The organism is Pseudomonas sp. RL_5y_Pfl2_73 (genome assembly GCF_963970515.1).
Taxonomy (GTDB): Bacteria; Pseudomonadota; Gammaproteobacteria; order Pseudomonadales; family Pseudomonadaceae; genus Aquipseudomonas.
Genome location: NZ_CAXAPD010000005.1, coordinates 286,838 through 302,125 on the forward strand (window position 1 = coordinate 286,838; position 15,288 = coordinate 302,125).

The window sequence follows — 15,288 nt, forward strand, 5'->3', positions numbered from 1 at the left end:
TTTCTTGTTTGGCCGCCTTAGCCTGACAATCCTGGAGTGTCTGGTTTGATCGTCTTCCGTTATTTATCCCGTGAAGTCCTGCTGACCCTGAGCGCCGTCAGCGCCGTGCTGCTGGTCATCATCATGAGCGGGCGCTTCATCAAATACCTCGCCCAGGCGGCCTCCGGCGCCCTGGACCCGGGCTCGCTGTTCCTGATCATGGGGTTCCGTCTGCCGGGCTTCTTGCAGTTGATCCTGCCGCTGGGGTTGTTCCTCGGCATCCTGCTGGCGTACGGGCGCTTGTACCTGGACAGCGAAATGACCGTGCTGTCGGCCACCGGCATGAGCCAGCAACGCCTGTTTCGCATGACGCTGTTCCCGGCCACGTTAGTGGCTCTGGTGGTGGCCTGGCTGAGCCTGAGCCTTGCCCCTCTGGGCGCCAATCAGTTCCAACTGCTGATCAACCAGCAGGACGCCATGACCGAGTTCGACACGCTGGTGCCAGGGCGTTTCCAGGCCCTGCGCGACGGTACGCGCGTGACCTACACCGAACAGCTCTCGGAGGACCGGATCGACTTGGGCGGCGTCTTCATTACACAAAAGAACCTGTCTGCGGATACCAAGAAGGACCGTGGCATTTCCGTGCTGGTGGCCGAGAAGGGCCGGCAGGAAATCAACCCCGACGGCAACCGCTACCTGATCCTGGAAAACGGCTATCGCTATGATGGCAAGCCGGGGCAGGCCGATTACCGGGCCATCAAGTACGACATCTATGGCGTGCTGTTGCCCAAACCCGAGGTCAGCGACGAAGTCACTGACCGCGACGCGATGCCCACCGCCAGCCTGCTGGGCAACAACGACATTCGTGCCCGTACCGAGCTGCAATGGCGCCTGTCCTTGCCGTTGCTGGTGTTCATCGTGACCCTCATGGCGGTCCCACTGTCGCGGGTCAACCCGCGCCAGGGGCGTTTCCTCAAGCTGCTGCCGGCGATTCTTCTATATATGGCTTACCTGACCATCCTGATTTCCGCCCGCAGTGCATTGGAGAAAGGCAAGATCCCGCCAGCCCTGGGGCTGTGGTGGGTGCACTCGATTTTCCTGGCTATCGGCCTGGGGTTGCTCTATTGGGAGCCGCTACGCCTGAAGCTGGCCAGTCGTCGCAGCGCGCTGGAGGTGGCCCGTGGTTAAACTCGATCGCTACATCGGCAGCAGTGTGTTCATGGCGATCCTTGCGGTGCTGGGGATCATCCTCGGCCTGGCGACCTTGTTTGCCTTCATCGATGAAATGGGCGACGTCAGCGACACCTACACGCTGATGGACGTGGCGAGCTACGTGCTGCTGACGGCGCCACGGCGCTTGTACGACATGCTGCCGATGGCCGCGCTGATCGGTTGCCTGATCGGCCTGGGCAGCCTGGCCAGCAACAGCGAGCTGACCATCATGCGCGCCGCCGGCGTGTCCATTGGTCGGATCGTCTGGGCGGTGATGAAGCCCATGCTGGTGTTGATGCTGGTAGGTGTGTTGATCGGCGAATACATCGCGCCAGCCACCGAAAATACCGCCCAGGCCAACCGTTCCCTGGCCCAGGGTGGTGGCGACGCGCAAAGCGCCAAGCATGGCCTGTGGCACCGTCAGGGCGACGAGTTCATTCACATCAACTCGGTCCAACCCAACGGCATTCTGTACGGCGTGACCCGTTATCGCTTCGACGACCAGCGGCACATGCTGTCGTCGAGCTTCGCCAAGCGCGCCAAATTTGCCGAGGATCACTGGCAACTGAATGATGTCACCACCACCGTGTTCCATGACAACCGCACCGAGGTGGTCGCCGCCCCGCAGGAGCGCTGGGACGTGTCGATCAGCCCGCAGTTGCTCAGCACCGTGGTGATGGCACCTGAATCCCTGTCGATTACCGGTTTGTGGGGGTATATCCACTACCTGGCGGACCAGGGCTTGAATAACGGCCGCTACTGGCTGGCTTTTTGGGTCAAGGTGTTGCAACCCTTGGTCACCGCCGCCCTGGTGTTGATGGCGATTTCCTTCATTTTCGGTCCGCTGCGTTCGGTGACCCTGGGTCAGCGGGTGTTTACCGGCGTGCTGGTGGGCTTCACTTTCCGCATTGTCCAGGACTTGCTGGGGCCGTCGAGCCTGGTGTTCGGCTTCTCGCCGCTGTTTGCGGTGCTGGTGCCGGCCGGTGTCTGCGCGTTGTCCGGGCTTTGGCTGATGCGTCGGGCCGGTTGATTTCAGAAATCGAGGGGGCTGTTTCGCGAGCAAGCTTTGCTCCCACTTGCGCGGTGTATCAGGTACAATTCCCGGCTATTTTTCGGCGGGCTATGCCTGCAGCCTTTTTGAGTGTTGATCCGTGAGTGATTTGAGTCATATCCGCAATTTCTCCATCATCGCCCACATTGACCATGGCAAGTCGACGCTGGCCGATCGCTTCATCCAGATGTGCGGCGGTCTGGCCGAGCGTGAAATGGAAGCCCAGGTCCTGGATTCCATGGATCTCGAGCGTGAGCGCGGGATCACCATCAAGGCCCACAGCGTTACCCTTTACTACAAGGCCGGTGACGGCATCACCTATCAGCTGAACTTCATCGACACCCCAGGCCACGTCGACTTCACCTATGAAGTCAGCCGGTCGCTGGCGGCCTGCGAGGGTGCGCTGCTGGTGGTCGATGCTGGCCAGGGCGTCGAAGCCCAGTCGGTTGCCAACTGCTACACGGCCATCGAGCAGGGCCTGGAAGTCATGCCGGTGCTGAACAAGATCGACCTGCCCCAGGCCGATCCGGACCGCGTGAAGGAAGAAATCGAGAAAATCATCGGCATTGACGCCACCGACGCGGTTACTTGCAGTGCCAAGACCGGCCTGGGCGTGGCCGAAGTGCTCGAGCGCCTGGTGCGCACCATTCCCGCGCCGACCGGCAACATCGAAGATCCGCTGCAAGCGTTGATCATCGACTCCTGGTTCGACAACTACCTGGGCGTGGTTTCCCTGGTTCGCGTGCGCCATGGCCGCGTGAAGAAGGGCGACAAGATCCTGGTCAAGTCCACCGGCAAGATCCACCTGGTGGACAGCGTCGGTGTATTCAACCCGAAACACACCGCCACCGTAGACCTGAAAGCCGGTGAAGTGGGCTTCATCATCGCCGGCATCAAGGACATCCACGGGGCGCCGGTTGGCGACACCCTGACCTTGAGTTCCACCCCCGACGTCGATGTACTGCCAGGTTTCAAACGCATCCAGCCGCAGGTCTATGCCGGCCTGTTCCCGGTCAGCTCCGACGATTTCGAGGATTTTCGCGAAGCCCTGCAAAAGCTGACCCTGAACGACTCGTCCCTGCAATACACCCCGGAAAGCTCCGATGCCCTGGGCTTCGGCTTCCGCTGCGGGTTCCTGGGCATGTTGCACATGGAAATCATCCAGGAGCGCCTGGAGCGCGAGTACGACCTGGACCTGATCACCACGGCACCGACGGTTATCTTCGAACTGTTGCTCAAAAATGGCGAAACCCTCTACGTCGACAACCCGTCCAAGTTGCCGGACCTGTCGGCCATCGAGGACATGCGCGAGCCGATCGTGCGGGCCAACATCCTTGTGCCTCAGGAACACCTGGGTAACGTCATTACCCTGTGCATCGAGAAGCGCGGTGTGCAGCACGACATGCTGTTCCTCGGCACGCAGGTCCAGGTGACCTACGACCTGCCGATGAACGAAGTGGTGCTGGACTTCTTCGACCGGCTTAAATCCACCAGTCGCGGCTATGCTTCGCTGGACTATCATTTCGATCGTTACCAATCGGCTAATCTGGTGAAGCTGGATGTGCTGATCAACGGTGAGAAAGTCGATGCCCTGGCCTTGATCGTGCACCGTGACAACGCGCACTACAAAGGTCGTGCATTGACCGAGAAGATGAAGGAACTGATTCCGCGGCAGATGTTCGATGTGGCAATCCAGGCCGCCATTGGCGGGCAGATTGTGGCGCGTACAACCGTCAAGGCGCTCAGAAAGAACGTATTGGCCAAATGCTACGGTGGCGACGTCAGCCGTAAGCGCAAGCTGTTGGAAAAGCAGAAGGCCGGTAAAAAACGCATGAAGCAGGTCGGTAACGTGGAAATTCCACAGGAAGCCTTCCTTGCGGTGCTCAGGTTGGATAGTTAGGTCCTATGTCGCTAAATTTCCCGCTGTTGCTGGTTATCGCCGTGTTTGTCTGCGGCCTGTTGGCGTTGCTTGATCTGTTGTTCCTGGCGCCTCGGCGCCGGGCGGCCATCGCCTCTTATCAGGGCAGCGTCAGCCAGCCTGATGGTATGGTGGTCGAAAAACTCAACAAGGAACCGCTGCTGGTCGAATACGGCAAGTCGTTCTTTCCGGTGCTGTTCATCGTGCTGGTGCTGCGTTCGTTCCTGGTGGAACCGTTCCAGATCCCGTCTGGCTCGATGAAGCCGACCCTGGACGTGGGCGACTTCATCCTGGTGAACAAGTTCTCCTACGGGATCCGCCTGCCGGTGATCGACAAGAAGGTCATCGAGGTGGGTGACCCGCAACGCGGCGATGTTATGGTGTTCCGCTTCCCGAGCGACCCGAGCGTCAACTACATCAAGCGTGTCGTCGGCTTGCCGGGCGACACGGTCCGCTACACCGCCGACAAGCGCCTGTTCGTCAATGGCGAATCGGTGGCTGAACAGCTGATCGGCTCCGAGCCGGGCACATTGGGCAGTGCCGAGTTCTACCAGGAAAAACTCGGCGAGGCCGAGCACCTGATCCGCAAGGAAATGAGCCGCTACCGCGCTGCACCGGACCATTCGTGGACCGTGCCGGCGGGGCACTACTTCATGATGGGCGACAACCGCGACAACTCCAACGACAGCCGGTACTGGGATGATCCGAACATTCCCAAGGACCTGCTGGGCATGGTCCCGGACCGGAACATCGTCGGCAAGGCCTTTGCGGTCTGGATGAGCTGGCCGGAACCCAAACTCAGTCACCTGCCGAATTTCTCGCGGGTTGGCCTGATCAAGTAATCACACACGGCGCTGTTGAACACAGCGCCGAATGCTTTTCTGGAGCCTGCACAAGGTTGCCCGAAGGCATGAAGCCAACGATAGTCAGGACGTATTTTTGAACACAGCGTTAATTGTCCCAAGCCAACGGCACCTTGCTGCCGCGGCGGTGGAATCCAGCCACGAACTCAGCGTGGGTAAACCGTGAGCGTTTCTCTAAGCCGTCTCGAGCGTCAGCTCGGTTACACCTTCAAGGACCAGGACCTGATGCTCCTGGCCCTCACTCACCGCAGTTTTGCCGGGCGCAACAACGAGCGCCTCGAATTCCTCGGTGATGCCATCCTCAATTTTGTGGCCGGTGAGGCGCTGTTCGAGCGTTTTCCGCTGGCCCGCGAAGGCCAGTTGTCGCGTTTACGCGCGCGCCTGGTAAAAGGTGAGACCCTGGCGGTACTGGCCCGTGGTTTCGACCTGGGCGACTACCTGCGCCTGGGCTCCGGTGAGCTGAAAAGCGGCGGTTTCCGTCGCGAGTCGATTCTGGCCGATGCCCTGGAGGCGTTGATTGGCGCGATCTACCTGGATGCGGGTATGGAAATGGCGCGCGAACGCGTGCTGGCCTGGCTGACCTCCGAGATCGACAGCCTCACGTTGGTGGACACCAACAAGGACCCCAAGACCCGTTTGCAGGAATTCCTGCAATCACGCAGTTGCGAGTTGCCGCGCTACGAAGTCGTGGATATCCAGGGTGAGCCGCATTGCCGTACCTTCTTCGTGGAATGCGAAGTTGTCCTATTGAACGAAAAAAGCCGGGGTCAGGGTGTGAGTCGTCGTATTGCCGAACAGGTAGCGGCCGCCGCAGCACTGATTGCCCTGGGTGTGGAGAATGGCAATGACTGATACAACCGTCACCCGCTGCGGCTATGTCGCCATTGTCGGTCGGCCGAACGTGGGCAAGTCCACGCTGCTGAACCACATCCTGGGCCAGAAGCTGGCGATCACCTCGCGCAAACCCCAGACCACCCGCCACAACATGCTGGGCATCAAGACCGAAGGCGCCGTGCAGGCGATCTACGTCGACACCCCGGGTATGCACAAGGGCGGCGAAAAGGCCCTGAACCGCTATATGAACAAGACTGCCTCGGCGGCGTTGAAAGACGTCGACGTGGTGATCTTCGTGGTCGACCGCACCAAGTGGACCGAAGAAGACCAGATGGTCCTCGAACGCGTTCAGTACGTGACAGGTCCCTTGATCGTGGCGCTGAACAAGACCGATCGCATCGAAGACAAGGCTGAACTGATGCCGCACCTGACCTGGTTGCAGGAACAGTTGCCGAACGCCCAGATCATCCCGATCTCTGCCCAACACGGCCATAACCTCGACGCGCTGGAGCGGGTGATTGCCGAACACCTGCCAGAAAACGATCATTTCTTCCCCGAAGACCAGATCACCGACCGCAGCAGCCGTTTCCTCGCCGCCGAACTGGTGCGCGAGAAAATCATGCGCCAGATGGGGGCCGAGCTGCCGTACCAGATCACGGTCGAGATCGAAGAGTTCAAGCAACAGGGCAAGACCCTGCACATCCATGCGTTGATTCTCGTTGAACGTGACGGCCAGAAGAAAATCATCATTGGCGACAAGGGCGAGCGCATCAAGCGCATCGGCACCGAGGCGCGCAAGGACATGGAACTGCTGTTCGACTCCAAGATCATGCTCAACCTGTGGGTCAAAGTGAAGGGCGGCTGGTCCGACGACGAGCGGGCGTTGCGTTCGTTGGGTTACGGCGACCTGTAATCGTTTACTTGAGTGCATGAATTCCACTGTGGGAGCGAGCCTGCTCGCGATAGCGGTCTGTCAGTCAACATCCCTGTTGAATATCAGTCCCTCATCGCGAGCAGGCTCGCTCCCACAGTGGTTTGTGGTTGTCAGTAAAATTGCATTACTCATTGAGAACTCTGATTCCCATGCCCCCAACCCAACCCACCGGCCAATCTGCCTACGTCCTCCACAGCCGCGCCTACCGCGAGAGCAGCGCCCTGGTGGACTTCCTCACGCCGCAAGGGCGGCTGCGGGCGGTGTTGCGTGGGGCGCGGGGCAAGGCCGGGACGTTGGCGCGGCCGTTCGTGCCGCTGGAAGTCGAGTTCCGTGGCCGGGGCGAGTTGAAAAATGTCGGACGCATGGAAAGCAATGGCGTCGCCGCCTGGCTCAATGGCGAGGCATTGTTCAGCGGCTTGTACCTCAATGAACTGCTGATCCGCCTGCTGCCCGCCGAAGATCCCCACCCGGCCGTCTTCGACCACTATGCCGCCACGCTGCTGGCCCTGGCCGAAGGCCGTCCGCTTGAACCGCTACTGCGCTCCTTCGAGTGGCGGCTGCTGGATGACCTGGGCTATGGCTTCGCCCTGAACACCGACCTGCATGGCGAACCTATTGCGGCGGACGGTCTTTACCGCCTACAGGTGGATGCTGGCCTGGAGCAGGTCTACCTGTTGCAACCGGGGCTGTTCAACGGCGCCGAGCTGCTGGCGATGGCCGAGGCCGACTGGAGTGCACCAGGCGCCTTGTCGGCAGCCAAGCGGCTGATGCGTCAGGCCCTGGCCGTGCATCTGGGCGGGCGGCCACTGGTCAGTCGTGAGTTGTTTCGCAAGCCCTGATCAACCCGTATGCTGTGGGCCGACTATTTGTCCATTCAGGAGCCTTTTCGTGAGCACCAGCAATCGCATTCTTCTCGGCGTGAACATCGACCACGTCGCCACCCTGCGCCAGGCCCGCGGTACGCGTTACCCGGATCCGGTCAAGGCCGCACTGGACGCGGAAGAGGCGGGCGCCGACGGCATCACCGTACACCTGCGTGAAGACCGTCGTCACATCCAGGAGCGTGACGTGCTGTTGCTCAAGGACGTGCTGCAAACCCGCATGAACTTCGAAATGGGCGTGACCGAAGAAATGATGGCGTTCGCCGAGCTCATCCGCCCGGCGCACATCTGCCTGGTGCCGGAGACTCGCCAGGAGCTGACCACCGAGGGCGGGCTCGACGTGGCGGGGCAGGAGGCGCGGATCAGCATGGCGGTGGAGCGCCTGTCGAAGATCGGCGCCGAGGTATCGCTGTTCATTGATGCCGACGAACGGCAAATCGAGGCTTCCAAGCGTGTTGGCGCGCCGGCCATCGAACTACACACGGGCCGTTACGCCGATGCCGAGACCCCCACGGATGTGGCCGATGAGCTGCAGCGAGTGGCTGACGGCGTCGCCTTCGGCCTGGCCAAGGGCCTGATCGTCAACGCCGGCCATGGCCTGCACTACCACAACGTCGAAGCCGTCGCGGCCATCAAGGGCATCAACGAACTGAACATCGGTCACGCGCTGGTGGCCCATGCGTTGTTCGTCGGGTTCAAGTCGGCGGTGGCGCAAATGAAAGCGCTGATCCTGGCTGCCGCTAAATCCTGATCCCGCCACCATCCCCTGTGGGAGCAAAGCTTGCTCCCACATTAAGGGGGGTGTCTGGCTGTCAGAGCTGCGGGGATTCCTGGCTCGGCTTGCTCTTGTCGACACCCGGCACGTGCAGGTTGCCCTCGGCCACCTGGTTGCCTTCGAGCTGTGGCTGCGTCACCCAGGTCAGGATGTCGTAGTAGCGACGGATGTTCGCCACGAAATGCACCGGCTCGCCGCCCCGGGCGTAGCCATAGCGGGTCTTGCGGTACCACTGTTTCTGGGACAGGCGCGGCAGGATCTTCTTCACATCCAGCCACTTGTTCGGGTTCAGCCCTTCCTTGGCCGCCAGTTTGCGGGCGTCGTCCAGGTGACCGCCGCCCACGTTATAGGCGGCGAGGGCGAACCAGGTGCGGTCGGGCTCTTCGATGCTTTCGTCCAACTGCTCCTTCGTGTAGGCCAGGTACTTGGCACCGCCCATGATGCTTTGCTTCGGATCCAGGCGGTTGGACACGCCCATGGCCTGGGCGGTGTTCTGGGTCAGCATCATCAGGCCGCGCACGCCGGTCTTGGACGTGACCGTCGGTTGCCACAGCGATTCCTGATAGCCGATCGCGGCCAGCAGGCGCCAGTCGACTTTCTCTTTCTTGGCGTAGGCCTTGAAATGTTGTTCGTATTTGGGCAGTCGTTGCTGCAAGTGTTGGGCGAACGTGGTGGCGCCCACGTAGCCAAGGACGTCAACGTGCCCGTAATAACGGTCTTTGAGGCGCTGCAGGGTGCCGTTCTTCTGCACCTTGTCCAGGTAGCTGTTGATCTCGTTGAGCAGGCTGTTGTCCTCGCCGAGGGCAAGCGCCCAGCTCTGGCTGCGGGCATCGCCCAGGTCGAACGCCACGCGCACGTTGGGGAAGTACACCTGGTTCATCGCCACTTCGTTGGAGTCCACCAGCGTCAGGTCGATCTGGCCCTCATCCACCATGCGCAGCAGGTCGACAACTTCGACGGCGTCGGACTCTTCGTATTCGATGCCCGGATACTGCTGTTTAAGCTGCGCCAGTTGTTCCGCGTGAGTGCTGCCCTTGAGCACGATGATCTTCTTGCCCGCCAGGGCCGCCGCATCGGTGGGGCGTGATTGGCCGTTGCGGTAGATGATTTGCGGGGTGACTTCCAGGTAGGAGCGGGAGAACCGCACCTGCTTCTTGCGCTGTTCGCTGCTGACCAGGCCCGCCGCCGCCAGTACCGGGCCGTTGGGCTTGCCGATCTGGTTGAACAGATCGTTGAGGTTGTCGGCGGTCTCGATCTTCAGTTCCACGCCCAAATCGTCGGCGAAGCGCTTCACCAGCTCGTATTCGAAGCCGGTTTCACCATTGCGATCCTGGAAGTAGGTGGCGGGGCTGTTTCGGGTAACCACCCGCAGCACGCCATCCTCCTTTACGCGCTCCAGTGTGTTGGGTTTCTCAACACAGCCACTGAGCACCAGGAAGAGTCCGGTTGCGATCAGCCATTTGGCATATCGCGGACGCAAAGCCGTTGGGGAAAACATCTGCGCAGTATACGCAAACGACCCCTACCGCCATATCTCGACAGCAAAAGGCCAGTCTGCTAGCCATTGCAAAACATGTCCGCGACACAGGCCGGCCGGGGCGCGCAGGGCTTTGCGTCGCTGAAAAATATCTCTTCGGGAGCGTTGGCATGGGGGGCCAATACCGCCGTGCGGGCAAAGACCGACATTCGGCCAGCACCGCACGTGCCGTTTCGGGTGCCGTTGCCGGCGGTTTAGGCTAGAATGCACGGCCTCAAAGCACACCCCCTTCCCGAGGCTGTCCCGAAGATGTTGATCCTGCGCGGCGCTCCTGCCCTTTCTGCCTTTCGCCACAGCAAACTCCTTGAGCAACTGAGCCAGAAGGTACCGGCTGTCAGTGGCTTGTATGCTGAATTCGCTCACTTCGCCGAAGTCACCGGCGGTTTGACCGGCGACGAACAGCAGGTGCTTGCGCGCCTTCTGAAGTACGGTCCCAGTGTTCCTGTCCAGGAGCCGGCCGGTCGCCTGTTCCTGGTACTGCCGCGTTTCGGCACCATTTCGCCGTGGTCGAGCAAGGCCAGCGACATCGCCCGCAACTGCGGCCTGGCGAAAATCCAGCGCCTGGAGCGCGGTATTGCCTTTTATGTCGCCGGTGAGTTCAGCGAGGCCCAGGCCCAACTGATCGCCGACGGCCTGCATGACCGCATGACCCAGGTCGTCCTGGGCAACCTGGAGCAGGCCGCTGGCCTCTTCAGCCACGCCGAACCCAAGCCACTGACCGCCATCGATGTACTGGGCGGCGGCCGTGCCGCGCTGGAAAAAGCCAACGTCGAGCTGGGCCTGGCCCTGGCCGAAGACGAGATCGATTACCTGGTCAGCGCCTTCCAGGGCTTGAAGCGTAACCCCCACGACATCGAACTGATGATGTTCGCCCAGGCCAACTCCGAGCACTGCCGCCACAAGATCTTCAACGCCAGTTGGGACCTTGACGGCCAGAACCAGGAAAAAAGCCTGTTCGGCATGATCAAGAACACCTACCAGATGCACAACGAAGGTGTGCTGTCGGCCTACAAGGACAACGCGGCGGTGATCGTCGGCAACGTTGCCGGTCGTTTCTACCCGAACCCTGAGACCCGCCAGTACGGTGCGGTCCAGGAGCCGGTGCACATCCTCATGAAGGTCGAGACCCACAACCACCCCACCGCGATTGCCCCGTTCCCGGGTGCATCCACCGGTTCCGGTGGCGAGATCCGCGACGAAGGCGCCACCGGGCGCGGTGCCAAGCCCAAGGCCGGCCTGACCGGCTTCACCGTGTCGAACCTGCAGATCCCTGGCTTCGAACAGCCGTGGGAAAAGCCGTACGGCAAGCCTGAGCGCATCGTCAACGCCCTCGACATCATGATCGAAGGTCCTCTTGGGGGCGCGGCGTTCAACAACGAATTCGGCCGTCCGGCTTTGACCGGCTACTTCCGTACCTTCGAACAATCCATCACCACCCCGCGTGGCGAGGAAGTCCGTGGCTACCACAAGCCGATCATGTTGGCTGGCGGCATGGGCAACATCCGCGCCGAACACGTGCAGAAAGGCGAGATCCTGGTCGGCTCCAAGCTGATCGTCCTCGGTGGCCCGGCCATGCTGATCGGCCTGGGTGGCGGTGCCGCTTCCTCCATGGCCACCGGCACCAGCTCGGCCGACCTGGACTTCGCTTCGGTCCAGCGGGAAAACCCGGAAATGGAACGCCGTTGCCAGGAAGTCATCGACCGGTGCTGGCAGTTGGGTGAACACAACCCCATCAGCTTCATCCACGACGTCGGTGCGGGCGGCCTGTCCAACGCCTTCCCGGAACTGGTCAACGACGGTGGCCGCGGTGGCCGCTTCGAACTGCGCAACATTCCAAATGACGAGCCGGGCATGGCCCCGCACGAAATCTGGAGCAACGAATCCCAGGAGCGTTACGTCCTGGCGGTCGGTCCGGCCGACTTCGAACGTTTCCAGGCCATTTGCGAGCGCGAGCGCTGCCCGTTCGCCGTGGTGGGTGAAGCCACCGCCGAGCCGCAACTGACCGTCACCGACAGCCATTTCGGCAACAGCCCGGTGGACATGCCGCTGGAAGTGCTGCTGGGCAAGGCCCCGCGCATGCACCGTTCGGCCGTTCGCGAAGCGGAGCTGGGCGACGATTTCGATCCGTCGACCCTCGACCTCGCCGAGTCCATCGAGCGCGTGTTGCATCACCCGGCCGTGGCGAGCAAGAGCTTCTTGATCACCATCGGCGACCGCACCATCACCGGCCTTGTGGCCCGTGACCAGATGGTCGGCCCGTGGCAAGTGCCGGTGGCTGACGTTGCCGTGACCGCCACCAGCTTCGACGTCTACACCGGCGAAGCCATGGCCATGGGCGAGCGCACGCCGCTGGCGCTGCTGGACGCCCCGGCGTCGGGCCGCATGGCGATCGGCGAGACCCTGACCAACATCTCGGCTTCGCGCATCGGCAAGATTTCCGACATCAAGTTGTCGGCCAACTGGATGTCCGCCGCCGGTCACCCGGGTGAAGACGCCCGCCTGTACGACACCGTCAAGGCTGTCGGCATGGAGCTGTGCCCTGAGCTGGGCATCACCATTCCGGTGGGCAAGGACTCCATGTCCATGGCCACTCGCTGGAACGACGAAGGCGTGGACAAGAGCGTGACCTCGCCGCTGTCGCTGATCGTGACTGGCTTCGCCCCGGTCACCGACATCCGCCAGACCCTGACCCCGCAACTGCGCATGGACAAGGGCACCACCGACCTGATCCTGATCGACCTGGGCCGTGGCCAGAACCGCATGGGCGCCTCGATCCTGGCCCAGGTGCATGGCAAGCTCGGCTCGCAAGCGCCGGACGTCGACGATGCCGAAGACCTGAAGGCATTCTTTGCCGTCATCCAGGGCCTCAACGCCGATGGTCACCTGCTGGCTTACCACGACCGTTCCGACGGCGGTTTGCTGACCACCGTGGTGGAAATGGCCTTTGCCGGTCACTGCGGCCTGAGCCTGACCCTCGACAGCGTTGCCGAGTCCAAAGCCGAAATTCCGGCCATCCTGTTCAACGAAGAGTTGGGCGCGGTGATCCAGGTTCGCCAGGACGCCACCCCGGACATCCTCGCCCAGTTCAGCGCAGCCGGCCTGGCCGACTGCGTCTCGGTGATCGGCCAGCCGATCAACAACGCCCACATCAACATCACCTTCAACGGCGACACCGTCTTCGAAGGCCAGCGCAGCCTGTTGCAGCGCCAGTGGGCGCAAACCAGCTACCAGATCCAGCGCCTGCGCGACAACGCCGACTGCGCCGAGCAGGAATTCGACGCGCTGCTGGAAGAAGACAACCCGGGCTTGAGCGCCAAACTCAGCTACGACGTCAACCATGACGTGGCCGCGCCCTACATCAAAAAGGGTGTTCGCCCACAAGTGGCGGTCCTGCGCGAGCAGGGCGTCAACGGTCAAGTGGAGATGGCGGCAGCGTTCGACCGCGCCGGTTTCAACGCGATCGACGTGCACATGAGCGACATCCTCGCCGGTCGTGTCGACCTGAACGACTTCAAGGGCATGGTCGCTTGCGGCGGTTTCTCCTACGGTGACGTACTTGGGGCCGGTGAAGGCTGGGCCAAGTCGGCGCTGTTCAACAGCCGTGCCCGCGATGCGTTCCAGGGCTTCTTCGAACGGGCCGACAGCTTCACCCTCGGCGTGTGCAACGGTTGCCAGATGATGTCCAACCTGCACGAGCTGATCCCGGGCAGCGAGTTCTGGCCGCACTTCGTGCGTAACCGTTCCGAGCAGTTCGAAGCGCGCGTGGCAATGGTCCAGGTCCAGGAGTCGAACTCGATCTTCCTGCAGGGCATGGCCGGTTCGCGCATGCCGATCGCCATCGCCCACGGCGAAGGCCACGCGGAATTCGAAAGCGAAGAAGCACTGCTCGAAGCCGACCTGTCCGGTTGCGTGTCGCTGCGTTTTGTCGACAACCACGGCAAGGTCACCGAAACCTACCCGGCCAACCCGAACGGCTCGCCGCGCGGGATCACCGGCCTGACCAGCCGCGACGGTCGCGTCACGATCATGATGCCGCACCCGGAGCGTGTGTTCCGCGCGGTGCAGAACTCGTGGCGTTCGGACGACTGGAACGAAGACGCGCCATGGATGCGCATGTTCCGCAACGCGCGCGTCTGGGTGAACTGAGGCGGTGTACAAGCTCTGCTTCTTCGTCCCGGCCAGCCATCTGGACGTGGTCAAAAGCGCCGTATTCGCTGCCGGTGGCGGGCGAATCGGCGACTATGACCACTGCGCCTGGCAAGTGTTGGGCCTGGGCCAGTTTCGCCCGTTGGACGGCAGCCAGCCGTTCATTGGTGAGGCGGGGCAGGTTGAGCAGGTCGAGGAATGGAAGGTGGAGCTTGTCGTTGCTGATGAGTTGATTCGTGCGGTGGTGGAGGTTTTGAAGCTCAGCCATCCCTATGAGACGCCGGCGTATGAGGTGTGGCGGTTGGAGGGTTTTTGATCTTCCTGCGCTTGAATCGCTTAAATCGCTAAATGAAAAACCCGCTGAGTGGATCAGCGGGTTTTTTATTGGGTGTGGGTTTTGTGTGTATATCCGTTGCTGGGTCACGGCTGCTTAGGGTTCCGCCCTGACGGCGGGTCACTTTTGAAAAGCCCGGAAGCCGGCCCAGTCAAAAGTAACCAAAACGCTCCTGCCCCACCACTCGGCACCTCGCTTAGGCTCGGTGTGCCCTCACTCCGGCATTGCTCCGTGGGCCCGCCGCGAAGGGCCATCCATGGCCCAGCGCGGCTAACCCGGCATCCATGCCGGGTTGCCCACTGCGCAATGCCTGCGTTCGGCCATCGTGGTTAACGGGGCGCCCGAGATCAACGTCCACCGCGAGGCGGCCTAACAGCCGACCTGGTTCTCTCGGTCGTACACCTGTCAGATCTGTGGGAGCAAAGCTTGCTCGCGAAGACGGCGGTACATCCAATACTGATGCAAGCTGACCCACCGCCATCGCGAGCAAGCCCGCTCCCACAGTGGTTCTGTGTTGGGCATAAATTTTGTGTTCACTGGAGATTAAATGTGGGAGCGAGCCTGCTCGCGATGGCGGTGGTTCAGTCACATGGATGTTGGGCTGCTGGCCTCATCGCGAGCAAGCTCGCTCCCACAAAGGAGCTCCGGGTGCACACGAATATCGTGTCTGCTGAAGATCTAATGTGGGAGCGAGCCTGCTCGCGATGGCGGTGGTTCAGTCACATGGATGTTGGGCTGCTGGCCTCATCGCGAGCAAGCTCGCTCCCACAAAGGAGCTCCGGGGGCACACGAATATCGTGTCTGCTGAAGATCTAATTTGGGAG

General features: G+C 61.6%; 11 protein-coding genes. 10 read left to right on the plus strand and 1 reads right to left on the minus strand.

The features are described from left to right. The first annotated feature begins 45 nt into the window (after nucleotides 1-45). The 8 genes from lptF (at nucleotide 46) to pdxJ (ending at nucleotide 8,423) form a co-directional block, all read left to right on the plus strand. Entirely contained in the window at nucleotides 46-1,167 is a 1,122-nt protein-coding gene (gene lptF / locus AACY42_RS07420) for an LPS export ABC transporter permease LptF (protein WP_339478219.1), read from the plus strand. Further along, nucleotides 1,160-2,221 carry an LPS export ABC transporter permease LptG gene (lptG, locus tag AACY42_RS07425; protein WP_339478223.1) on the plus strand — a complete coding sequence of 354 codons (1,062 nt, stop codon included), beginning with the start codon at nucleotides 1,160-1,162 and terminating at the stop codon, nucleotides 2,219-2,221. The genes lptF and lptG overlap by 8 nt, the downstream gene beginning before the upstream one ends. 121 nt (nucleotides 2,222-2,342) lie before the next feature. Then, nucleotides 2,343-4,142, plus strand: coding sequence for a translation elongation factor 4 (gene lepA / locus AACY42_RS07430; RefSeq protein WP_339478225.1), 1,800 nt, complete (start codon nucleotides 2,343-2,345; stop codon nucleotides 4,140-4,142). Nucleotides 4,143-4,147: 5 nt separating this feature from the next. Next, the gene (lepB, locus tag AACY42_RS07435; protein WP_339478228.1) at nucleotides 4,148-5,002 is read left to right on the plus strand and encodes a signal peptidase I; all 855 of its coding nucleotides are present in this window, start codon (nucleotides 4,148-4,150) and stop codon (nucleotides 5,000-5,002) included. 183 nt (nucleotides 5,003-5,185) lie between these two features. Beyond that, on the plus strand, nucleotides 5,186-5,875 hold the full coding sequence (gene rnc / locus AACY42_RS07440) for a ribonuclease III (RefSeq protein WP_003205268.1): 690 nt from the start codon (nucleotides 5,186-5,188) through the stop codon (nucleotides 5,873-5,875). Next, nucleotides 5,868-6,770 carry a GTPase Era gene (gene era / locus AACY42_RS07445; RefSeq protein ID WP_003205264.1) on the plus strand — a complete coding sequence of 301 codons (903 nt, stop codon included), beginning with the start codon at nucleotides 5,868-5,870 and terminating at the stop codon, nucleotides 6,768-6,770. The genes rnc and era overlap by 8 nt, the downstream gene beginning before the upstream one ends. Before the next feature lie 170 nt (nucleotides 6,771-6,940). Continuing rightward, complete coding sequence (recO, locus tag AACY42_RS07450) at nucleotides 6,941-7,630, plus strand: DNA repair protein RecO (RefSeq protein ID WP_003205262.1); 690 nt, start codon at nucleotides 6,941-6,943, stop codon at nucleotides 7,628-7,630. A gap of 49 nt (nucleotides 7,631-7,679) precedes the next feature. Further along, nucleotides 7,680-8,423 carry a pyridoxine 5'-phosphate synthase gene (gene pdxJ / locus AACY42_RS07455; RefSeq protein ID WP_339478232.1) on the plus strand — a complete coding sequence of 248 codons (744 nt, stop codon included), beginning with the start codon at nucleotides 7,680-7,682 and terminating at the stop codon, nucleotides 8,421-8,423. Between the two features lie 61 nt (nucleotides 8,424-8,484). Here the strand turns inward: pdxJ and mltF are convergent, their stop codons facing one another. Then, nucleotides 8,485-9,945 (minus strand): membrane-bound lytic murein transglycosylase MltF, encoded by a 1,461-nt coding sequence (mltF, locus tag AACY42_RS07460; protein ID WP_339478234.1) that lies wholly within the window; start codon nucleotides 9,943-9,945, stop codon nucleotides 8,485-8,487. 288 nt (nucleotides 9,946-10,233) lie between these two features. Here mltF and purL point away from each other — a divergent pair, with 288 nt between their 5' ends. Continuing rightward, a complete protein-coding gene (gene purL / locus AACY42_RS07465) occupies nucleotides 10,234-14,130 on the plus strand; it encodes a phosphoribosylformylglycinamidine synthase (RefSeq protein WP_339478237.1) in 3,897 nt (1,298 codons plus the stop codon). Between the two features lie 4 nt (nucleotides 14,131-14,134). Continuing rightward, on the plus strand, nucleotides 14,135-14,446 hold the full coding sequence (locus AACY42_RS07470; RefSeq protein WP_339478239.1) for a YqfO family protein: 312 nt from the start codon (nucleotides 14,135-14,137) through the stop codon (nucleotides 14,444-14,446). The last annotated feature ends 842 nt before the right edge of the window (nucleotides 14,447-15,288 follow it).